The organism is Paenibacillus sp. EKM212P (assembly GCF_011066115.1).
GTDB lineage: Bacteria > Bacillota > Bacilli > Paenibacillales > Paenibacillaceae > Paenibacillus > Paenibacillus polymyxa_B.
Genome location: NZ_JAAMNR010000010.1, coordinates 78,473 through 98,521, shown reverse-complemented (window position 1 = coordinate 98,521; position 20,049 = coordinate 78,473). Strand labels below are relative to the sequence as shown.

The 20,049-nt window shown below is 42.0% G+C and carries 21 protein-coding genes; 11 read left to right on the top strand and 10 right to left on the bottom strand.

Translation table 11 applies throughout. The annotated features are described in order from the left end of the window. Window positions 1-20: 20 nt before the first annotated feature. Window positions 21-2,042 carry an NAD(P)/FAD-dependent oxidoreductase gene (locus G9G54_RS22615; RefSeq protein ID WP_165179705.1) on the top strand — a complete coding sequence of 674 codons (2,022 nt, stop codon included), beginning with the start codon at window positions 21-23 and terminating at the stop codon, window positions 2,040-2,042. Between the two features lie 190 nt (window positions 2,043-2,232). Next, window positions 2,233-3,153 (top strand): aminoglycoside phosphotransferase family protein, encoded by a 921-nt coding sequence (locus G9G54_RS22610; RefSeq protein WP_165179704.1) that lies wholly within the window; start codon window positions 2,233-2,235, stop codon window positions 3,151-3,153. A gap of 44 nt (window positions 3,154-3,197) precedes the next feature. On the opposite strand, the gene G9G54_RS22605 is transcribed toward G9G54_RS22610, so the two are convergent. Continuing rightward, window positions 3,198-3,629, bottom strand: a complete 432-nt coding sequence (locus tag G9G54_RS22605) for a hypothetical protein (protein WP_165179703.1) — start codon at window positions 3,627-3,629, stop codon at window positions 3,198-3,200. Between the two features lie 179 nt (window positions 3,630-3,808). Here G9G54_RS22605 and G9G54_RS22600 point away from each other — a divergent pair, with 179 nt between their 5' ends. From G9G54_RS22600 to G9G54_RS22585, 4 genes are all read left to right on the top strand, one after another. Next, window positions 3,809-4,258 carry an Imm63 family immunity protein gene (locus G9G54_RS22600; RefSeq protein ID WP_061830167.1) on the top strand — a complete coding sequence of 150 codons (450 nt, stop codon included), beginning with the start codon at window positions 3,809-3,811 and terminating at the stop codon, window positions 4,256-4,258. 133 nt (window positions 4,259-4,391) lie between these two features. After that, complete coding sequence (locus tag G9G54_RS22595; RefSeq protein WP_165179702.1) at window positions 4,392-5,375, top strand: ABC transporter substrate-binding protein; 984 nt, start codon at window positions 4,392-4,394, stop codon at window positions 5,373-5,375. Window positions 5,376-5,408: 33 nt separating this feature from the next. Continuing rightward, window positions 5,409-6,434, top strand: a complete 1,026-nt coding sequence (locus G9G54_RS22590) for a FecCD family ABC transporter permease (RefSeq protein ID WP_165179701.1) — start codon at window positions 5,409-5,411, stop codon at window positions 6,432-6,434. Further along, complete coding sequence (locus G9G54_RS22585; protein WP_165179700.1) at window positions 6,431-7,438, top strand: FecCD family ABC transporter permease; 1,008 nt, start codon at window positions 6,431-6,433, stop codon at window positions 7,436-7,438. Before G9G54_RS22590 ends, G9G54_RS22585 begins: the two co-directional genes overlap by 4 nt. A 275-nt stretch (window positions 7,439-7,713) precedes the next feature. On the opposite strand, the gene G9G54_RS22580 is transcribed toward G9G54_RS22585, so the two are convergent. Then, window positions 7,714-8,289 (bottom strand): NAD(P)H oxidoreductase, encoded by a 576-nt coding sequence (locus G9G54_RS22580; protein WP_165179699.1) that lies wholly within the window; start codon window positions 8,287-8,289, stop codon window positions 7,714-7,716. Window positions 8,290-8,523: 234 nt separating this feature from the next. Between G9G54_RS22580 and G9G54_RS22575 the strand changes: the two genes are divergently transcribed. Continuing rightward, complete coding sequence (locus tag G9G54_RS22575) at window positions 8,524-8,895, top strand: winged helix-turn-helix transcriptional regulator (RefSeq protein WP_165179698.1); 372 nt, start codon at window positions 8,524-8,526, stop codon at window positions 8,893-8,895. Window positions 8,896-8,996: 101 nt separating this feature from the next. Here G9G54_RS22575 and G9G54_RS22570 read toward each other — a convergent pair whose 3' ends face one another. From G9G54_RS22570 to G9G54_RS22560, 3 genes are all read right to left on the bottom strand, one after another. Further along, a complete protein-coding gene (locus G9G54_RS22570) occupies window positions 8,997-9,425 on the bottom strand; it encodes a VOC family protein (RefSeq protein WP_061830173.1) in 429 nt (142 codons plus the stop codon). A gap of 218 nt (window positions 9,426-9,643) precedes the next feature. Beyond that, entirely contained in the window at window positions 9,644-11,056 is a 1,413-nt protein-coding gene (locus tag G9G54_RS22565; protein ID WP_165179697.1) for a hypothetical protein, read from the bottom strand. A gap of 42 nt (window positions 11,057-11,098) precedes the next feature. Beyond that, on the bottom strand, window positions 11,099-11,599 hold the full coding sequence (locus tag G9G54_RS22560) for a histidine phosphatase family protein (protein WP_165179696.1): 501 nt from the start codon (window positions 11,597-11,599) through the stop codon (window positions 11,099-11,101). Window positions 11,600-11,815: 216 nt separating this feature from the next. Between G9G54_RS22560 and G9G54_RS22555 the strand changes: the two genes are divergently transcribed. Together G9G54_RS22555 and G9G54_RS22550 are read left to right on the top strand one after the other, a co-directional pair. Then, window positions 11,816-12,013, top strand: a complete 198-nt coding sequence (locus G9G54_RS22555; protein WP_013310240.1) for a DUF3934 family protein — start codon at window positions 11,816-11,818, stop codon at window positions 12,011-12,013. Between the two features lie 114 nt (window positions 12,014-12,127). Further along, window positions 12,128-12,820, top strand: coding sequence for a pseudouridine synthase (locus G9G54_RS22550; RefSeq protein ID WP_165179695.1), 693 nt, complete (start codon window positions 12,128-12,130; stop codon window positions 12,818-12,820). A gap of 54 nt (window positions 12,821-12,874) precedes the next feature. On the opposite strand, the gene G9G54_RS22545 is transcribed toward G9G54_RS22550, so the two are convergent. Genes G9G54_RS22545 through G9G54_RS22530 form a run of 4 tightly spaced genes read right to left on the bottom strand, consistent with a single transcriptional unit; the run spans window position 12,875 to window position 16,868 of the window. Continuing rightward, on the bottom strand, window positions 12,875-13,969 hold the full coding sequence (locus G9G54_RS22545) for a GerAB/ArcD/ProY family transporter (protein WP_165179694.1): 1,095 nt from the start codon (window positions 13,967-13,969) through the stop codon (window positions 12,875-12,877). 12 nt (window positions 13,970-13,981) lie between these two features. Then, entirely contained in the window at window positions 13,982-14,209 is a 228-nt protein-coding gene (locus G9G54_RS22540; RefSeq protein WP_165179693.1) for a hypothetical protein, read from the bottom strand. Between the two features lie 5 nt (window positions 14,210-14,214). Next, window positions 14,215-15,423, bottom strand: coding sequence for a Ger(x)C family spore germination protein (locus G9G54_RS22535; protein WP_165179692.1), 1,209 nt, complete (start codon window positions 15,421-15,423; stop codon window positions 14,215-14,217). A gap of 14 nt (window positions 15,424-15,437) precedes the next feature. Further along, on the bottom strand, window positions 15,438-16,868 hold the full coding sequence (locus tag G9G54_RS22530; protein WP_165179691.1) for a spore germination protein: 1,431 nt from the start codon (window positions 16,866-16,868) through the stop codon (window positions 15,438-15,440). 329 nt (window positions 16,869-17,197) lie between these two features. On the opposite strand from G9G54_RS22530, the gene G9G54_RS22525 reads away from it, so the two are divergent. Beyond that, window positions 17,198-18,040: an alpha/beta fold hydrolase gene (locus G9G54_RS22525; RefSeq protein WP_165179690.1), complete on the top strand. Its 843-nt coding sequence runs from the start codon at window positions 17,198-17,200 to the stop codon at window positions 18,038-18,040. A 179-nt stretch (window positions 18,041-18,219) separates the two neighbouring features. On the opposite strand, the gene G9G54_RS22520 is transcribed toward G9G54_RS22525, so the two are convergent. Beyond that, window positions 18,220-19,041 (bottom strand): NAD(P)H-binding protein, encoded by an 822-nt coding sequence (locus G9G54_RS22520; RefSeq protein ID WP_165179689.1) that lies wholly within the window; start codon window positions 19,039-19,041, stop codon window positions 18,220-18,222. A gap of 131 nt (window positions 19,042-19,172) precedes the next feature. Here G9G54_RS22520 and G9G54_RS22515 point away from each other — a divergent pair, with 131 nt between their 5' ends. Next, window positions 19,173-19,997, top strand: coding sequence for a MerR family transcriptional regulator (locus G9G54_RS22515; RefSeq protein ID WP_165179688.1), 825 nt, complete (start codon window positions 19,173-19,175; stop codon window positions 19,995-19,997). Window positions 19,998-20,049: the final 52 nt, after the last annotated feature.

The window sequence follows — 20,049 nt, the reverse complement described above, 5'->3', positions numbered from 1 at the left end:
ACTCGCAAGGAGGAAGAACAATGAACCACTATCCTGCTATCTTTGAACCTCTAACCATACGACGCATGACCTTGAAAAATCGGATTGTTATGCCCCCGATGGGAACTAACTTTGCTGCCATGGACGGAAGCTTTGTTCAGGATCATATTGACTATTACGTGCAACGGGCCAAAGGTGGTACCGGCTTGATAACAGTAGAAAATGTTTGTCTGGATTTCCCAATGGGTACGAACGGAACAACCCAGTTGCGTATGGATAACGATCAGTTTATTCCCGGACTATTTAGATTAACAGAAGCCCTGCACTCTTATGGAGCTTGTGTTTCTGTACAAATTAACCATGCGGGTGCTTCGGCTTATGTGGGACGACTGAACGGAGTTCAGCCTGTATCTTCTTCGAATATTCCTTCCAAAAAGGGCGGAGTGATTCCAAGACCTCTGCAAAAAGAAGAAATTTACTCCATTGTGCGCAAATACGGAGAAGCAGCGGGAAGAGCGCAACGAGCAGGATTTGACTGTGTTGAAATTCATGCGGGACACTCCTACTTGCTGAGTCAGTTTCTTTCGCCGATGTATAATAAACGCACGGATGAATTTGGCGGAAGCGCAGAAAACCGTACCCGTTTTGCCAGATTAGTCATTGATGAAATTCGTTCAGTGGTGGGTCCATTTTTCCCTATTTGCTTACGGTTTAGCGCGGAAGAGTTCACAGAAGGTGGGAACACACTGGAAGATACACTCGAGTTATTGGAGTATCTTAATGATGAGGTAGATATTCTGAACGTTTCTGCTGCTCTGAATGATTCCATCCAGTTCCAGATTGACGGGATGAACTTGCCGGATGGTTGGCGCTCATATATGGCCAAAGCAGTAAAAGAAAAATTCGGGAAGGTCACGATGACCTCTGGTAATATTCGGAACCCACAGGTTGCGCAGAATATTTTGGAGAGAGGTGACGCTGATCTTCTGGCTATGGGTAGAGGCTTGATTGCAGAACCGAACTGGGTGCTTAAAGTGCAAAACGGCTACGAACATTTGCTTAGAAAATGTATCTCTTGCAACATTGGTTGTGCGGATCACCGTATCTCCAAAAGTAAACCGATTTGCTGTACGGTAAATCCGGATCTGTTCAAAGAAGCTGAATACAGGAAACAACGAGTTAAGAACAATATTCAGGTTGTGGTTATTGGTGGTGGGACCGCTGGTATGGAAGCTGCATGTACGGCAGCCGAAGTAGGCTGCAAAGTAACCCTCTTTGAGGAAAAACCAGAGTTGGGCGGCTTGGCTCGTGATATTGCCCGCCTGCCAGACAAAACACGCATCAATGATTTCCCTGATTATCTGATTCAACGCACCAAACAGTTAACCAATCTGAACATTGTAACAGGGACCCGAGCCGATTTGGCTATGATTAGTGCCCTGAATCCTGATATTATTGTCAATGCAACGGGGGCCACACCACTTCTTCCGCCCATTGCAGGTTTACATGAGCAATTGGGTAAACCAGGTACAAAAGTGTTCTCCATCTTTGATCTTTTGCACAACATGGAGAAATTCCAGGAATTTGAAGGTAAACGCATTGCTGTAGTTGGCGGCGGAGCCGTGGGACTGGATGTCGTCGAATATTATGCAGAGCGTGGAGCACAAGAGGTTTCTATTATTGAGATGATGCCGTTACTGGGTAAAGATCTGGATATGATTACTCGGATTTCCATGATGAAAATGGTAGAGGAGCGGGAAGTGAACGTCCATATGGAAACAGCTTTGACAGAAGTGTGTAGCGACCGCTTCAAAGTAAAGCATGGAGAACAGGAGTTTGAGATTCCTTTTGATCTTGGATTCGTATGCTTGGGTATGCGTTCACACAGTCCGCTGATGGACAGCTTGCTCGAATATGGTAAAGAACATCAAGTAGAAGTTATTAATATCGGGGATAGTAAACAAGCTCGTCGTATTATTGATGGCACACGTGAAGGTCGCAATATTCTGAAAACCATTCAACGGGTAGACGAATTTAAACATGAGTTTTCTTATTCTTACTGATTTGAAAATACAAGTGATGGGTGTTCACGATGGCAACTCAGTGAATGTTGAGGTTGAAGAGACGGCTTGTCTTTTCAGCCTTTTTTATTTGAGTTTTTCCGGGAAGAGGATTGATTCCTCTGTCATTACGAAGGTAAACTATGGAAAGCATATATAGTAAGTAAGGCTATCTTAACTTGGGGGGATGAGCGTGAATCAACTCTTTAGTGAAATACCGGGTGCCAGCAGGTGGAGACACGTGGAAGAAATTCATAGAGGCTGGTCCAGTGACAAGAAATATTATATTCAAACCACTGACGGTAGGGACTTGCTGCTAAGAATGGCGGATATGGTTCATTATGATAAAAAGAAGCGCGAGTTTGAAGCTGTAACAAAGCTGAACCACGTGGAGAATCTGTTCATGTCCCGGCCGCTTGAATTTGGGATTTGTCATGATGGTCAATATGTATATTCCCTGTTCACCTGGATCGAAGGGAAAGATGCTGAAGAGATTATCCCTACGTTGACCGCAGCACAACAGTATCAACTCGGGGTTCAAGCAGGAGATGCATTGAAAAAAATGCATGAGATTCATGCGGAGCAAGATCGAGTCCCATGGGCTGAACATTATAATGGCAAAATAAACAGATATATTACAAACTATAAGTCATGCGGTATTCCCCTAAAGGGAGCAGATCAAGCCATAAGCTTTATTGAGCAAAATCGTCAGCTATTAGAAAATCGTCCCCAGACTTTTCAGCATGGGGATTATCATGTGGGCAATATGTTGGTTACCCCATCCGGTGAACTGGGTATCATCGATTTTAATAGAATGGATTATGGTGATCCTTGGGAGGAATTCAATAGAATTACCTGGTGTGCAGCGTTAAGTCCTTTATTCGCTTCGGGCCGTATCCACGGTTATTTTAATAACCATGTACCTGATTTATTTTTTAGATTAATGGCTCTGTATATTGCAAGCAATCAGCTTTCATCGGTTCACTGGGCCATTCCATTTGGCAATAAAGAGGTGGACGATATGGTGCAACGAGCTGAAGAGGTTTTGGAAGCGTATGATTACTTTCAAACCTATATACCGAAATGGTATGTGCCCGGTTACCGCGACTTGTAAAAGCGAAGACCGCCCCTCCTGGGAGTGACGGTCTATTTTTTCTATTATTGTTTCTTAATCTTATACGTAAATTCCCAAACGGCTTGATGACCTGAGTAACGCCCACGGTTTTCAGTAACCGTCACTCTTAGCTTAACGGTAGAACCTTTGGCAGAAACAGAGGAGACCTTTACATTCTTGGTGGCTTCGCCTTCATCAGGAATTTTGTCTTGTTCCTCGGCATACGCATACAGCTTAATGCTGCCCCCTGATTTGACCTTTACCTTTTCGCTGTTGCCTTCACTAATGGATTGGCCCGCCACCTGGGCAGCAATGGCCCATTCGTTGCCTACGTGATCGTTGGATACCAAGGTTGCTTGTTGAAACGTAACGATATACGTTGATGTTGCTGAAGCTGCGAGCGCGTACGTTCCATTGAACAACAGGGATATTACTACCAATAGAATAGCCGATGCTTTCGTCCATACTCTATTCATTCGCCTGTCTCCTTCAGTTGGATATATTGAGGGAAATCCCTCTATTCTAATTATCGTTTGCATCAAACAAAATTGTTAATGGTTGGTAAAAAAAGAGTTTGACTTCTTATTGCATCACTTGTGATCTAATTTAACTATGACTTGAATTTATTTAGCAGAGAAAGGCAAGGGAAAATCTGATGAAAAAAATATACAGTGAACAAGAAATCATAGATATGACTATTAAGCTGCTTGAACAAACTTCAATATATGAAGAGCAGTATGAGCAATATGTAAGACGACCTTTCCGTACGGATTTTTATGATGATCTTAGTCCGTATGTTCAAGTAGGCAAGCGGGGTTATACGCTCCAGATGTATGAAAGAGGCATACAGATGCTGAACAAGCTTACGAAAGATGTAGAGGATGTGATTTATTGGATTATCGAAGATACGATTCACATCATTGCTCATCTAAATCTGCTTCGCAAATATAAAGTGGATAACATAAATACTCATTTAAAATATACCAAGGAGATCATGAAGGAGCTGACAACTGTAATGAACAAAGCCTTTTATGAAATTGGAGGAATCTATCAGGAATGGCATGAAGCAAATAGAAGAGGGGAGCTGGAGAACCCATTAAAGTAAAACATAAAACTTAAAGAAACAGTTGACAATCAGTGAGGTAAAATTTACAATTTGAAATTAGTGATAATGATTATCAATATCACTAATTTTAAGTATGTTTTGCACTTACTATATTTCAAAGGAGATTTACAACATGCATCGTATGATGAATAAGAAGTTTCACATGATTTTATGTGCACTATTCGTAGTGATTTTCGTTATTTCAGGTTGCGGGAATGCTGGCAGTTCCTCTGATTCATCTGCTAAACCCGCGTCGTCCGTGAAGGAAGAGACAAGCAGTGATTCTGATACGCGTACAGTCTCTACGATAAAAGGAGACGTGAAGGTGCCCGCTAATCCTCAACGGGTAGTCGTGAACTGGTATGTTGGCGATGTATTTACACTAGGGATTAAGCCAGCCGCAGTCATGGGGTGGAAACAAGAAACGATGCCTTTTTACGATAAGTTTAACGACATCCCTAATATTGAAAAGTGGGAAACTGAGGAAATTATGAAGTATGATCCTGATCTCATCATTACATATGATACAAAGGATTATGATAAGCTGTCTAAAATTGCGCCTGTTCTTGTGATACCTGAGGATAAAATGACTTCTATAGAACGTCTGAAATTCCTTGGTCAGGCCACAGGACATGAAGCAGAAGCAGACAAAGTGATTTCACTGTTTGAAAGCAAGCTGAGTCAGGCCAAAGAAAAACTAAATTCCGACATATTCAAGGACAAAACGTTTAGCATTTTCGAGGATTGGGGCAGTGGTTCTTACGGAATATATTATGAAACAGGCTCACGTGGAGGAACGTTGCTTTACAATTATCTGGGACTTCACAAACCGGAAAAGCTCAACACATTGGTTAAAAATTCCGGAGAGAGTCGGGGTTCTTTATCCTACGAGGTAGCTGCTGAATACTTTGGAGATTATGTCCTTTGGTTTAAGCAGGAAGGCAAGGAATCTGAATATGCGAAGACAAAAATCTGGAGCAGTATTCCAGCCGTTAAAAACGGACATATCATCGAAATTCCAGCGAAATATGCAGGACTGTTCTATTATTCGGACGTTGCTAGTATGACGGGACAGCTAGATTATATTATTAGCAAATTGCTGGAACAGACTAAGTAACGATGCATAATTGACCAACTAAGGGTGTAATCGATGTCTACTCACAAAGAACCAAATAAAAAAGGAATATTTCATTTTGTAAGCTACATGATCGTGGGCGTGTTCCTGCTCCTGCTGGTTACCGCAGCATCTATTACCTTTGGTGCTGCGGAAATGAGCCTGAAGCTGGCATGGGGTGCTATATTTCAGTTTGATCCCAACATTACAGAACATCAGATTATTCACACCTTGCGTTTTCCACGAACCGTGGCAGATATCATTGTAGGGTGCAGCTTGGCTGTGTGTGGGGCAATTATGCAGGGAACCACTCGTAATCCACTAGCGGATTCGGGACTCATTGGCATAAGTTCTGGGTCGACATTTGCAATTGCGTTATGTATGGCCTTTTTGCCTGGTCGCACCTACGGAGAAACTATGCTGTATTCTTTTCTAGGTGCAGCAATCACTACAGGCATTACGTATTACATCGCATCTATAGGCAAGCGAGGAATGACGCCTCAGCGACTGGTGCTGGCAGGAATGTCCATCTCCATGCTTTTTGGTGCGTTTAGTACGTTTATCGCTATTAAGTATGAGATTGGCCAAGCCCTTGATTACTGGTCTGCTGGTGGTACAGCTAGTGCCAAGTGGGGTGAATTAGCTTTCATTGCGCCACTGTTTGTAGTGGGTTTGATCTGTGCCATCGTGCTTTCTCCCTCGATTACGATTTTGAGCTTCGGGGAGGATGTGGCATCAGGCTTGGGTATTCGTGCGAACAGGATTAAGCTATTTTCAACCTTAATTGTATTAATTCTAACGGGGTTATCGGTTATTGTGGTCGGCCCTGTTGGCTTCGTTGGTTTGATCGTGCCACACATTATGCGCCATCTGGTCGGAACGGATTATCGGTATATTATCCCGGCCTCAGCTTTGTATGGAGCAGTCTTTCTGTTGGCGGCGGATTTACTCGGACGTCTAATCAATCGTCCCCACGAAACACCCCTTGGCATTATTTTTGCCTTGGTGGGCGTACCCTATTTTCTCTACCTTGTGCGCAAGCAGAGGAGGGAGTTTAGTTGAAACCGTCCCGTAATACCAGGGGGATTAGCATTATTTTACTGTTAGTAGTGCTGACGCTGCTAGTGGCTGTACTTAGTATGAATGTTGGGAAAATGAACCTTTCTCCACTCGAAGTTTTCAAGGTTATCATTGGCGAAGGAACGAGCAAACAGAACCTGATCGTGTTTGACTTTCGACTGCCACGTATTGTGCTTTCTATATTGGTAGGTATTGGCATGGGGATATCAGGCTGTATTATGCAAAGCTTGCTCAAAAACGACATGGCCAGTCCGGGAACACTCGGCATCAGCTCAGGCTCAGGGTTATTTGTACTTATGTATATTACGTTGTTCGCTAGTGAAGGATTGCTATCGCCTATTCTTCTTCCTGGGCTGGCTTTTGCAGGCGGCCTTACGGCAGCATTTTTGATTTTTATGTTTGCTTTCAGGCGGGGAAGAGACATCTCGCCTACAGGCTTAATTTTAACTGGTGTCGCTATGGGCAGTGGCTACAGCGCATTATCTCTGATGTTGACACTCCGGCTAGACAAGCAACAGTATGACTTTGCTTTGAGATGGCAGGCTGGAGACCTGTGGGGGGACGACTGGAGCTATATTATGGTGCTGCTCCCATGGGTGCTTATCATCTATTTTTACGTTTTTTACAGGTCGAACACACTCAATACGTTGAATTTGGGGAATCAGACAGCATCGGGCCTCGGCGTAGCAATTAAAAGGGAGTTTATCGGCTTGACGATTGCTGCCGTTGCGCTTGCTTCTGGTAGCGTGGCACTTGGCGGAAATTTCTTTTTTGTAGGCATGGTCAGCCCCCATCTAGCGCGCAAGCTAGTAGGGCCCAATCATAAGCTATTGCTACCTACGACGGCATTAGTTGGTGCACTCGTCATTTTGATTGCTGACACACTTACTCGGACGATTAGTTTTGGGGCAGATATTCCAACCGGAATTATTATCACCATACTGGTCACCCCTTATTTCCTTTACTTGCTGTCAAAAGCCAGTTAAATGTACGATAAGTAAAAAGACGCTAACCATGTCCATGGAAAAAATGGCTAGGTTAGTATCTTTTTTTGTTACTACTTAGGTCTCCTTGCGGAAAAACAATTCTTTCTCACATTCTGTTAGGATTTCCGGCCTTCGTGTTGAAGGGTGGGGATTGTAAAAAATTGATTTGCTATAAAGCTGAACAATTATTGTAGGAAACACATTATCATTGTAGGAGTTTTGATACGTTGGGCCAATAAGTTGTCACGATTGTTCAAACTCAGCCTACTTAAAGCCTAATCCTTGGCATAATTCAAACCCAAGTGATAAGCTTGGTCCAGCAGCATTTCAAAATGACCGGAATTTGAACTCAGGGTCTCATATAAGAATTCAACCTTGGAATTGGAAACCCCGCAATAATCTGCAATTCCCACATTCAGCAAATGAGTAATCATTTCATCATACTTACGCTTTTTCATCTGTTCCTTCGAAACTCCGGCCAAGCCAATCCACAAGACATGCTGATGATGCAGGTAATTCGAACCGTACGCAAACCCATTGTTCCATACACGGTCAATATAACCCTTCAGCATAGCTGGCAAATTCCACCACCAAAGAGGAAAAATAAATGCCAATGCATCATGCTCCTTCATCCGCCTTATTTCCATTTCTACTTCAGGGGAAAAGGACTGTTCCGCAACTGTCAAATCCGGTTCATCTACTCCTTTTAAAATAGGATCAAAACCAATCCCATGCAAATCCAATATCTCATAATCGTGGCCTGCATCGGCAAGACCCTGTACGAAACGATCAGCAACCTTAAAGGTCAAGGAATCTTTTCTCGGGTGTGAAACAACGGTTAATACTTTCATGCTTCTTCACTACCTTTCTCAATAGCTTACTTCTAGGAATGCTCAATGCTTGATGCTATTATATACAGTAGGAAAATAATCTGGAAGTACGCACTTCTAAGTTCTATAGGATGATACAGGTGCCATAGGAACATGGAAGTGCCCTAGGTAGATTCCCTAGAAACTGATCTGAGTAATGAATTGAAGTGATGGGTTGTTCTGAGCAAACGAAGCCTTCTAAAGGAGGATTAAGAAATGACTGAACAGACAAAAAATAGGGTTCAAAAGAAGTATCAAGTTGGAGTGGAAGCGGCTTTAGAGGTGATGGGAGGGAAATGGAAGCCTTTAATTATCTACCATCTGATGACAGGACGGAAACGAACGTCTGAGTTTCGTCGGTTAATACCCGGCATTACACAAAAAATGCTGACCACTCAGCTCAGAAGCCTAGAAAAGGATGAGATCGTTACACGAAAGGTTTATAATGAAATCCCTCCTAAAGTAGAGTATGAGTTAACGGACTACGGCTGGGGATTAAAACCCGCGCTAGACCATTTATGCTACTGGGGAGAGGATCACCTGGATAAGATTCATGGAGACAAATTCAAGGTTTTGGAAGAATTCTAAGGCTGCTGTATAGAGTAACTTTAAGCTGATATTAAGCCCTCACAAAGTATTCAATCAGAATAGCTTGCGAGAGCTTAACTATCGCAGGGTAATATAACAGACTAACTGTCGGTCATTCCGTTATCATAACTTAATTGCCATTCAATTCCGAACTTATCTTTAAGGCTACCGTAACATTTGCTCCAGAATGTTTCTTGAAGTTCCATGCTTACGGTTCCTCCTTCTTTTAATTTATGAAAGTACGATCGAATTTTCTCTTCGTCCTTATTGACGATGGCGAGGCTGATGTTGTTTCCGGCTACGAAAGGCATACCAGGAAAAACGTCTGAGAACATGACATTACTACCATCAATTTGAAGCCGTGTATGCATGACCAAATTTTTGGCTTCTTCAGGGAGAGGATAATCGGGGTTGGGTGGTGCTTCACCGAACGTCATGATTTGTGGTTTCTCAGTCCCAAATGCCTCTGCGTAAAACTCCGCTGCTTCACGACAATTTCCATTAAAGTTAAGATAAACATCAACAGACATGTGTTTCACTCCCTTATGGCTGATTTTTTTACTTGCAAATTCTCACCTATCATTATTAGCCTGTGCAGAAGCAAAAATACCAAGTGTTCATGGACTTTCTAACGTGTAGCCGTTGAGGGGGATGTTAGCGTCTTTTTAAGGGATTAGAATTAAACTAACCCGCAAAAAGGCTGCTTGTCCTTAAGCAAACTATTTTGCGGGTTCTGATTATGGCTTGCTTAGAGTGAAATCAGGTTTGAAGTGGCAGGGTGATAGAGCAGATGACGTGAAATATCGCCGGGATGCTGTACGAAAAGTGGTCCCCAAGCAGGATTGGTATCGTGCATCAGCTTTAACAGCGACAGCATCCGATTAAATATAACCTGCAGATCCGCTTCGCGGGAAAGTCCCTCAGTAACAGCGGCAGCTACCACATGCGCTGCGTAGAAGCCAGAGCGGTGTTCGTCGGTAAGGGAACCGGTGGTTTGCAGCAAGGTACGTAAAAGTGCGGCGACGCTCTCATCCTCATTTCTCCAGTTTTGGATTTCATCCAGACTGTGATTTTCAAGGCTTGCAAGTTTAGTCTTCATAATGGCTTCAGCTACAATTCGTGCAGAACGTTTTGCTGTATTAGCGTCGATGGCTCTGCCGTTAAGCTTAATATTTGTCAGATCCTTGTCGGTTTCCGATTCAATGACTTCTGCCCATGCTCCAGCTTGGTCGAATTCCAAAAGTGCAGTGGCGTAGGCACCCAAATATCCCCGTAAAATATCTGCGGCATGTGGATCACGGGTAGGTCCTTCATTTCGAAGTTGAGCTCTTCCCGAAAAGGCGGCATTCATACCCCGGAAATAACCGATTAAGCCAATGGCAGCTGCCGGTCCCAGATTAAGGACACCCAATACATCCGACGCAGTTTCATCGATGCGGGAAGCCCAGTAGTCCGGTAGTCCTTGTCCGATGTTTTCGCTGTTTAATCTGTTTCTAACGACATTGGCCAACTCTTGAAGTAGACCCAGATCAGCATGCAAAATGTCATGACCACATACTTCATGCGGGATACTGGACCAAGCCAGCAGTCCATTTGTCGCATGCGCAGGAGGAAGACTGACAATCGCTGCTTGCACTTTAAATACGGTTGTGGCATCAGCGGGCCATGTATACGGGCCATTTTCCGGCTCTCCCCATTTAACAAGTGCTGGAATAATACTGAGATCCGGTTCTTTTATTCCTTCACGATCTTCTGCGCTAAGAAAACCGTCATACAGGTCACTCACAATCTCCTGAAAAGCATCGGTCGCAAGTGCATTGTAGCCTTCTCCGTTTTGCAAAATGCTCTGAGCGATATCCAGCATGAGTCCGGCAGCTCTAGTTCTGCTTGGGTCCTGAATCAAAATTTCAGTGAAGCCCTGTTGCCCAAGCTTGTCCAATTCCTTAATAAACGGAATTGCGACCGTTTCCTGATATATTTTCGGCAGTTTGGCTTTTGCCGCATGGAGTCTTCCCATCAATTGGTGATAATCCGTAGGGGCTGGCGGCCCCTGAAGATTGGAGAGCACAGCCTTTTTCACATTTTCAATACAAGCAGACATGTTGGATACATCGGGTTTGGTAACAGCGGTGATGCGATTTCTTTCCAGCATTCCTTGCATAATTAGATGACCCCCAGTTTTTTTGAATTAAAATACAACAGTCTACTCTGTACTCCACAAATGCTTTGCCTGACATTTTCCATCACTAAACGTTAAAAGATAAAGATCCGGATTCGTGATTTCCTCTAGAATAAAATCTGGAGCATAATGATGCAGCATGAGTGTTATGATCAAGCGATGGGTGACTAACAGAAAAGTGTGTCGACCGCTCTCCAGCAATTCTTCCGTTAAGGCAGTGACCCGGTTGTTAACCATTTCTTCAGACTCTTCATCCGTAACTTCGGGCACCCCTCGTTCTCTAAGACGATCTTCAGGTGGATCAAGTCTGATGTTTAATCGTTCTTCAATGATTTCCGCTGTCTGCCAAGCTCGTTTATACGGACTGGAAATCAAACGGTCTACATGCAAGCCATCCATATGCAGTAGAAAATCAGCCAACTGCTCGGCTTGCTCGAAGCCCTCTGGAACTCTGAGCGTAGCATCCGGCTCATTACCAGTCCCAATACCGTGACGGACCACAAACAGCCTTACTTCATTATTCATCCTGTATCCTTCTTTTCTAGAGGGATTTAGCCGTTTAATGGGGAAAAAGAAAGCTTTTTTCGCGGCCTACAATAACATGTGTGAGCTTTCACATGATTATGTGCTCCTTTATTTGGCACAGTTTATACTTCAATTTTTAAAACAAATGGGCATTATGATCAAAGTAATGGTATGATAGCTTAGTTAAATCTGAACGACTAGTAATGGAGTGATCATATGGGTGGAAAAAGCAAGGGCGGCGGAACCGGCAGAGGTACAGGTAGTAAGGGCTGGACACGCTGGAACAAAACTGCGAAGCCAGTAAGGACAAAAAGCGCTTCTACAAGCGCACCGGGAAGCAAAGCGGCAGGTGGCACAAAAGGCGGCACAGCCAAACCAACAAGGAATAAAAGCGGCGGCAACAGTAGCAAATAAGCCGGGAAAGTATAAGTTGTCGTAAACGTCGAACATCTGATTAAGCAAGAACAATCAGGTGTTTTTTAATTATTTTACTTAAACTCGCATATTATAATCAGAAGCAGGTGAATCGTGAGAATTAACAAGTACATCAGTGAGACAGGATTTTGCTCACGTCGGGAAACCAACAGGCTGATTGCAGCAGGACGAATTACGATTAATGGCAATGTTTGTGAAGCGGGCGCAGAAGTAGAGCCACAGGATCTCGTGCTGGTTGATGGGGAAGTTATTCCAGCCAACTGTAATGAACCTGTATATTTGGCTCTGAATAAGCCTATAGGCATTGTTTGTACCGCAGCGGAGCAAGTGGCTGGCAATATTATTAGTTATGTTAACTATCCTTCGCGGATTTTTGCCATCGGCAGGCTGGACAAAGCGTCAGAGGGACTCATTCTATTAACCAACGATGGAAGCATTGTCAATCAAATGATGCGTTCCGAGAATGGTCATGAGAAGGAATATATAGTGACTGTAGACAAACCTGTTACAAACGAGTTTACGCAAGCCATGTCTCGTGGCGTTGAAATATTGAACGTCATTACCAAACCGTGCAAGGTTGATCGTACAAGCGAATACGAGTTCCGCATTATTTTGACGCAGGGTCTGAACTTGCAAATTCGCAGAATGTGCAAGGCCTTGGGGTACAGGGTGCTAAAGCTGGAACGTGTTCGAATTATGAATATTAACTTGGATCATCTGGAACGTGGACAATGGAGACATCTTGAGAGGGAGGAACTGGAGTTGCTTCTTGCTAAATTGCAATAATGAGTACAACAAAAGTTTATTTGAGAACAGTATGTTCATACAGCCAACGCAACTTTAGTGATACTTTTTACTTAATTTCAACGATACCTTACCCACCAGCCATAGCACAATAGGAAACACGATACCGAAAATCATGGCGTAAAAAGGCCATACTGAAAAAAACTTGATTAAAAATTGCATATTTGGCCAAATAGAATGAACCATTGCCAATGCGATTAGGATCAGAGGAACTAAGAGAGAGTTAGCGCTTCGAAGACGAAAAGCATCTGCAAGCCCTTGCGCTGAAACATATAAAAGCAGTGCGAGTCGGAAAAAAATGGTGACAAACCAAAACACTGCAACGAAAATTTCAAACCGTTGAAGAAACTCTCCGTTACTGATTGTTCGGTTAATAAAAAAAGTAGGAAATGTCAAATTAGATACAACACCTTCACTCATCACGGCGATTATTTGTAGAACCATGAAAAAATACATGCCGCCACTAATCAAAGCACAAGTTATCACTGTCTTTCTCCACTTTTTTGGATCGGGGATGTGCTGTGCAAAAAAAAGATACAGAATTGCCTCAAGGTAGGGAAAGGCAAACAAATTGAACGAAGCGAGAACGATAGGATTGAAACCATACTCAAAAATAGGGAGCACATTATCTATGGTGGTATCAGAAAGAAGGGTAATCCTGACCAACAGATACAGAACCAGAAGGAAAAAAAATAGGATTTCCGCACAACGGCCAATTACAGCAGGGCCTGATCGAACGGCAAAATAAATGACTATAAGCATGATGAAATATATCGAGTCGGAGGGAGTTTCCGGCATAATAGCTGTCGTGATAAAGTCGCCCAGATTTCGAAGTGTCATAATGAACACAAGAAAGGGAAAGAAAAAAATGAAAACGATGCTGATCGTCCCGCCCAAGGGACCGAAGAGGCAACGGAGATGCTCTACGAAAGATTTCCCCTGCATTTGCCTAGCGATGGAGGCATATAAAGGTATCAATAACAGATGGAAACCTAAGGAGACTGGGATGGAGAGCCAGGCATCTTGTTTAGCGACAGCGGTAATTACCGCTGGGAGCACCAGATATGCGCTTCCTATTTGATACAATGCAAACCACAAAATAGCTTGTCGAACTGTCAAATTGGAATTCATTCGAATGCCCCCTTAAGATAACATTTCTGTAAGTAACCGACTTATCGGTTGAAATAGGATTTGAACACCCGTCAGTGGAGTCGGCAGTTTAATGTTGGCGATCCGTAGGATAATCAATATAACGCCTATAATCAACAATATCGAGCTGAATACAATTTCACGCAAATATTGTTTCTCCTTAAATTTTTTAAACTCATACAACGATGTTAAAATGGAAGTTACGAGAATCACATAAAGCATTGCACTCACTCCTGATTGTGTATTCCCATATCGATTGGACTGGTAATGTCTCCGAACCGGACTAAACGATAATTGAGCTGAATATCCACTTTAAGCGTTTGAAATTTTTGTGGCCAATCCTCTTTCCATTTATGCCATTCACGTGGGTACTTGCGGTGAAAAGCTTCTCCAAACCCGAATATATCGGAACCGATTTGTTGTGCGTACGAAATGCCTTCCTTCAAAGACTGTTCCAGATGCTCTTTAGCTGATTCTTGAAGATCTCTAAATGTCTCTTCATTCTTAAGGTTGGCATTGCACGAGACCGTTCCGATATTGGATTCTGTATCCACAATAAGAGAAATGTACGGCTCATGGTCTATTATTTCTGGACGCATCTTTACTTTGGAACGGATTACTTCAACAACAAATTTTCCTTTGGAATTCGGACAATCGATGGAAGCTACGGTGCTGGAAACACGGTTGGATATATAGGTAAAGGCTTTACTTTGTGAATCATCCATCCAATCGATAAGTCGGTCGCCCTTGAAAACACCAATTCCAGTGAAAAAATATTTAACATGTTGGGGCGACTTTGTCACATTATCAATAGTTAGACCTTTTTCTAGGTTTGTCAGTCGAATACCAGTGAGAACCGGTTCAATGCCATCCTCTGTAAATTTTTGTAAAATGTCTTTCACATTGACCGCGGAAGTAGGAGCCCATGCTTTTTCAGAAAGCCTTAATGCCTTATACATATCCATTGCAGGCAAGACCTCGGTTGGAGCTACAAAAGTAACGGCCTCCTTTGCCGAGTTTCCTCTGACAACGGCCAAATAGAAATCAGGCCGAACTTCATGATCACGGAACAGAAAGTCCAGCGGCTCCTTGATTCCTTTTTTTGCCGTTTTTTCATCAAAAATGACAAACTTTAAGTGAGACATATACATTTTTCGGGACGATTCCGTTGTTAATTTTCGAATAGCTTCAAATATGGTATCGGCGCGTTTGGAAAAAACGATCGTTGGCGTCCGTTCCATGGGGGAATTATGAGACATTTTCGATGGGTCAACCACTTGTAAACTGACTTCATATTGGTCATCAACTGCATCAATGCCCAGAGCCATCACGACGGAAATTGCGCTCAATTCCTTACTGTTCCAGCAACCCGTAAGAAACACCATTAGCCAGATGCACATAAACAGTAATAAAATGGTGGATCGATACGAGTTCATGATGGTCTACTCCTTTAGTTTTTGCGATGTTTTTTTTTAGTTCTATATGGAAAACGCAATATGGCGTCCCTCTGCTCCGACGATTTGTAATTGGCAAAGGGGCTCAAATACGGTACACCGAACGAATGAAGCCCATTCAGATGCACAAAGAGCATGAGGATACCAACAGTCAATCCGTACACACCAAACATAGCGGCTATGCCTATGAAAGCGAAACGTAATATCCGGATTGGAATAGCAAAGGTGTACGAGGGAATGACAAAGCTCGAAATGGCAGTTATTGCAACAACAATGACCATAACAGCCGAAACGATGTTTGCTTCTACAGCTGCCTGGCCGATCACTATTGACCCAACAATTGAAACGGCTTGACCGACCGTCCGTGGCATACGAAGACCTGCCTCCCTCAGAATTTCAAAAACCACTTCCATGATCATTGCCTCAATAAATGCTGGAAACGGTACTCCTTCACGTTGCGCGGATAAGCTTAATAACAAAACTGTTGGAATCATATCCTGATGGAATGTCGTTAATGCGACATAAATGGCCGGAGCCAACATACAGATTGCTAGACAGATGTACCTTAATATTCGAATGATACTGCTGTAAATAAAGGATTGATAATAATCTTCTGCGGATTGAAGGAAATCTGCAAACACCGCAGGTGCAAGGATGGCGAAGGGAGATCCATCCACAAATATCGCAATTTTCCCCTCCATAATTCCTGCTGCAATAGAGTCTGGGCGATCAGAATTATAAAAGAGCGGAAATATCGTGAGTTGCTTATCTTCATGGAGACATTCTTCCAAATATTCGCTTTCAAGCACGCCTTCTACATGCATGTTCTTTAACTTGGATATCATGTCCTGCACCTTTTTTGGGTCAGCGACCCCATGTAAATACATGACAGATACATCGGTCTTGGTTTTTTCGCCAACTTTTACCGTAGTTAGACGTACTCTTGTATCCTTCACCCTTCGACGAACCATAGTCGTATTCGTACGTAAAGTTTCTGTAAACGCTTCTTGCGGACCTCTGACCACAGGCTGCGTCTTCGAGTCCGTAATGCTGCGTTCTTCCCATCCAGGCAAAGAAATGACCAATCCTTCATCCGTATCGTTCAGTAGTAGGAGAAGACCACCTGAGAGGATCTGTTCCAAGGCATCTTCAAAGTTTTGAGTAAAGCTTGCTTCACCAATGTCCAAAATTGCGTTTTTCAATAACGGTAAAGTGATCTCGTCAGAGGAAACACGATCATGCAACGGACGGATCGCGTTGTCCTGTACCTTTTGCATGTCAGTCATTCCGTCCAAATAAAAAAGTGCGGCGTGTTTATGGCCAACTGTGATTTCACGAACAATAAAATCCGAACTGTTTCCCATGAAGTCACAAATGAGATCGATATTCCGGCATAATTGTCTTGAAAATTTGGTATGTAACTTCATTTTCACCCTCCTCAGATACGTAGTATTAACAATAATCCGAAATAATACCACAATAATCCATAATTGCGTTTGTTGTCGGTAAGGTCAATGACATCTTAACGGTGGAGGATTCGGGCTAAGTAATTTTTGAAGACAGCTGCGGACAACAAGAAACTCTTGGATAAGGGAAATTTTGATATAGCAAACAGCGTGAAAGAAACCAATTGTGTGCTTAAAACATCCGTTTGACTACGGAAAACACTAAAATCCATAGCTGGGCCTAATCAGGACTAGCAGAAGGGTGACTACGAAGGGTACAATATCTATATCATTGAGGGGAGGAATCCTACATGAACGAACAACTCATAAAAAGCGATGGAATAGAAATTTGTACTGACAGTTTTGGAAAGCGAGTTAACCCGGCAATATTACTGATTATGGGGGCTCAATCCTCACTGATCTGGTGGGAGGAAGAATTCTGCCAGCGTTTAGCTGAGACAGGTCGCTTTGTTGTTCGCTATGATAACCGAGATGTTGGATGTTCTACAACCTATGAACCTGGGCAACCAGACTATACTTTCGAAGACATGGCAGATGATGCTATTCGAGTATTGGAAGCGTATAAGATTGAGCAAGTGCATATCGTAGGGATGTCCATGGGCGGAATGCTGACTCAAATGATAGCTCTGCGACATCCAGGCAGAGTTCTAACCGTTACCCTCGTATCAACATCCAATTTTGCTCCCGATCTTCCACCGATGGAGGAAAAGGTTATGGACTATTTCTCGAATATGGGAGCAATAGATTGGACGAACGAACAATCGGTGGTCGATTTTGTGATAGGTAGATCAAGAATTCTAGTAGGTTCAAAACACGCTTTCGATGAAAAAAAAGTTTATAAATTAGCAAAAGAAGAATGGAAAAGAAGCAACAATATAGCCAGCATGAACAATCACGCAATGCTGTCAGGTGGAGAATCCTATCTGGCTAGGACAAGGGAAATAACCGTCCCTGCTCTGGTTATACACGGTACTGAAGATCCGATTATCCCTTATGAACACGGAATAAATCTTGCTAACGAAATTCCGGGTGCGGTTTTACTTACATTGGAAGGAACTGGACATGAACTTCACTACGACGATTGGGATTTAATAATCGATTCTATTTCAAATCACATTTCGATATCCAATTAAGTCAAACTGATGTGTAGGATAGTTGAATAAAACAGTGGCAGTCTAAGACTTTATTTTTCGTCCATGGCTGCCGCTGTTTCTATTACTTGGATCAGTCTAATGTAGTATCGTTTTAATCTTTGCCATTCATCGTTCAACTAACGTTTTCCGTTAGGTAATTAGTAAAAGTACATAAGGGGTTATACAAAATAATGCTTGTTTTCATTAACCCATTGAGTAAATGTTCTGGCTGGCTTGCCTGTAACTTGTTCTACTGTCGGTAGAACGGTATAGGCTCCTTTAGGAGGGTTTTTCCCCATCTCTATAATAAAGTATTCAATAAATTCATTGTCATAGCCTTTGCTTTTCCAATCTTGTTTTACTTGTTCTTCTGTAATTTCAACAAGATCAATGTATTTATCTATAACTACAGAAATTTGTTTAACCATACTTCTTGGAGACAATGCTTCTGGTCCTGTCAAATCATATGTCCGCTTATCATGGCCTTCTTCTGTTAGTGCCTTTACTGCGACATCAGCGATATCAGCTTCATGAATTCTAGCGCTTAAACTATCGGGGAAAGCCGTACGAATAAGTCCTTCTTTTTGGATTGATTCTGTCCAACCACTGTAAAGTGCATTTTTCATAAATTCCACTGGCTTTAATAAAGTCCATTCCATTCCGCTATTTTTAATAACATCCTCAATTGGGTTCCCTTCAAAATCTATCAGGGCTACAATTCTTGCAACATTAGCTTGTTTTGCCATCTGAATAATTCTTTTGTTTTTCATAAATTTTTCGTCCGTTTGTTCACTCTGAGTGATCAGAAACAAGCTATCTATAGTATGGAGATGTGCTTTTATAGTTTCGGGAATATCAAGATCACCTAGAACTACTTGTGCTCCTTTAGGCAAGTTGCTTTCCTTCCTTGATAATGCCTTTACTTCTATATCTTTTGCAAGTAGTTGTTCAACAATATGACTTCCCACACTTCCTGTTGCTCCTGTAACTAGAACTTTCATTTCTTATATCCTCCCAAGATTAATTATTTAGGTATTACTTTCGATTAGATACTCCTCATGGTCTACTGCTATTTGAAGGTTACTTGGTTATAATAAAGTGTGGTGTAACACTATAGTCAAGGAGGGATTTCATGGAGAATAATGTTCAAACTCATTTAACGTCAGGACAATTTGCAAAAGTAATGGGTATTAGCAAGGATACTTTATTTCACTATGATCGACTTGGAATTCTTTCTCCTGAATTTAAAGCTGAAAATGGGTATAGATATTATTCAATTAATCAAATGGATGTTTTTAAAGTGATTTCAATACTTAAAGAATTAGAAATGCCATTAAAAGAGATAAAAGAGTATTTAAATAAAAGGTCACCTCAGGAGCTCATTGTCCTACTGGGGAAAGAAGAGGCAATGCTGAATTCAAAAATTAAACAACTGCAAAAAATGAAAAGTATAATATCAGAGAAGAAACGAATTACCCAAGCAGCAACTGAGATCATTTCAACTGATATTATTATTGAGGAAAAAAAGGAGGAGTTTTTGGTAGTAACAGAGGCTGATCCTTACACAAATGATAAAAGCATTTACGATTCTATGATAAAACACGAAAAGTACTTGAACATTTATAGTATTGATGCTTCCCATACAGTAGGCTGGATGAGAGATACTAAAAGAGTCTTAGCAAATGAAACATTCAATTATGATTATCTTTTTACTAGAGTTAGTAAAAAATCAAATTATTTAAATTTCAAGCGAGAAAAAGGAACATATTTAATCGCGTACCATACAGAGGGATACTCAAGCGTATGTGACACTTATGATCGAATAATAAATTATGCTAAAGATAAGAGCATAGAATTACAGGGATTTTTTTATGAGGATGTTTTGTTAGATGATCTTTCAGTTAGAGGTTATGAAGAGTATTTAATTAAGATCTCTGTTCAAATCTTAAAGATGTAGATTAGACAACAAAGAGAACCCATTTCTCTACTTTACTGTATATAATACTCAC

Excerpts from the sequence above, each read along its gene's own strand:
- G9G54_RS22615 (WP_165179705.1), top strand. The coding sequence starts at position 21 with ATGAACCACTATCCTGCTATCTTTGAACCTCTAACCATACGACGCATG.
- G9G54_RS22605 (WP_165179703.1), bottom strand. The coding sequence starts at position 3,629 with ATGAATAGAGTATGGACGAAAGCATCGGCTATTCTATTGGTAGTAATA.
- G9G54_RS22600 (WP_061830167.1), top strand. The coding sequence starts at position 3,809 with ATGAAAAAAATATACAGTGAACAAGAAATCATAGATATGACTATTAAG.
- G9G54_RS22595 (WP_165179702.1), top strand. The coding sequence starts at position 4,392 with ATGCATCGTATGATGAATAAGAAGTTTCACATGATTTTATGTGCACTA.
- G9G54_RS22590 (WP_165179701.1), top strand. The coding sequence starts at position 5,409 with ATGTCTACTCACAAAGAACCAAATAAAAAAGGAATATTTCATTTTGTA.
- G9G54_RS22580 (WP_165179699.1), bottom strand. The coding sequence starts at position 8,289 with ATGAAAGTATTAACCGTTGTTTCACACCCGAGAAAAGATTCCTTGACC.
- G9G54_RS22575 (WP_165179698.1), top strand. The coding sequence starts at position 8,524 with ATGACTGAACAGACAAAAAATAGGGTTCAAAAGAAGTATCAAGTTGGA.
- G9G54_RS22570 (WP_061830173.1), bottom strand. The coding sequence starts at position 9,425 with ATGTCTGTTGATGTTTATCTTAACTTTAATGGAAATTGTCGTGAAGCA.
- G9G54_RS22565 (WP_165179697.1), bottom strand. The coding sequence starts at position 11,056 with ATGCAAGGAATGCTGGAAAGAAATCGCATCACCGCTGTTACCAAACCC.
- G9G54_RS22560 (WP_165179696.1), bottom strand. The coding sequence starts at position 11,599 with ATGAATAATGAAGTAAGGCTGTTTGTGGTCCGTCACGGTATTGGGACT.
- G9G54_RS22555 (WP_013310240.1), top strand. The coding sequence starts at position 11,816 with ATGGGTGGAAAAAGCAAGGGCGGCGGAACCGGCAGAGGTACAGGTAGT.
- G9G54_RS22545 (WP_165179694.1), bottom strand. The coding sequence starts at position 13,969 with ATGAATTCCAATTTGACAGTTCGACAAGCTATTTTGTGGTTTGCATTG.
- G9G54_RS22540 (WP_165179693.1), bottom strand. The coding sequence starts at position 14,209 with ATGCTTTATGTGATTCTCGTAACTTCCATTTTAACATCGTTGTATGAG.
- G9G54_RS22535 (WP_165179692.1), bottom strand. The coding sequence starts at position 15,423 with ATGAACTCGTATCGATCCACCATTTTATTACTGTTTATGTGCATCTGG.
- G9G54_RS22530 (WP_165179691.1), bottom strand. The coding sequence starts at position 16,868 with ATGAAGTTACATACCAAATTTTCAAGACAATTATGCCGGAATATCGAT.
- G9G54_RS22525 (WP_165179690.1), top strand. The coding sequence starts at position 17,198 with ATGAACGAACAACTCATAAAAAGCGATGGAATAGAAATTTGTACTGAC.
- G9G54_RS22520 (WP_165179689.1), bottom strand. The coding sequence starts at position 19,041 with ATGAAAGTTCTAGTTACAGGAGCAACAGGAAGTGTGGGAAGTCATATT.
- G9G54_RS22515 (WP_165179688.1), top strand. The coding sequence starts at position 19,173 with ATGGAGAATAATGTTCAAACTCATTTAACGTCAGGACAATTTGCAAAA.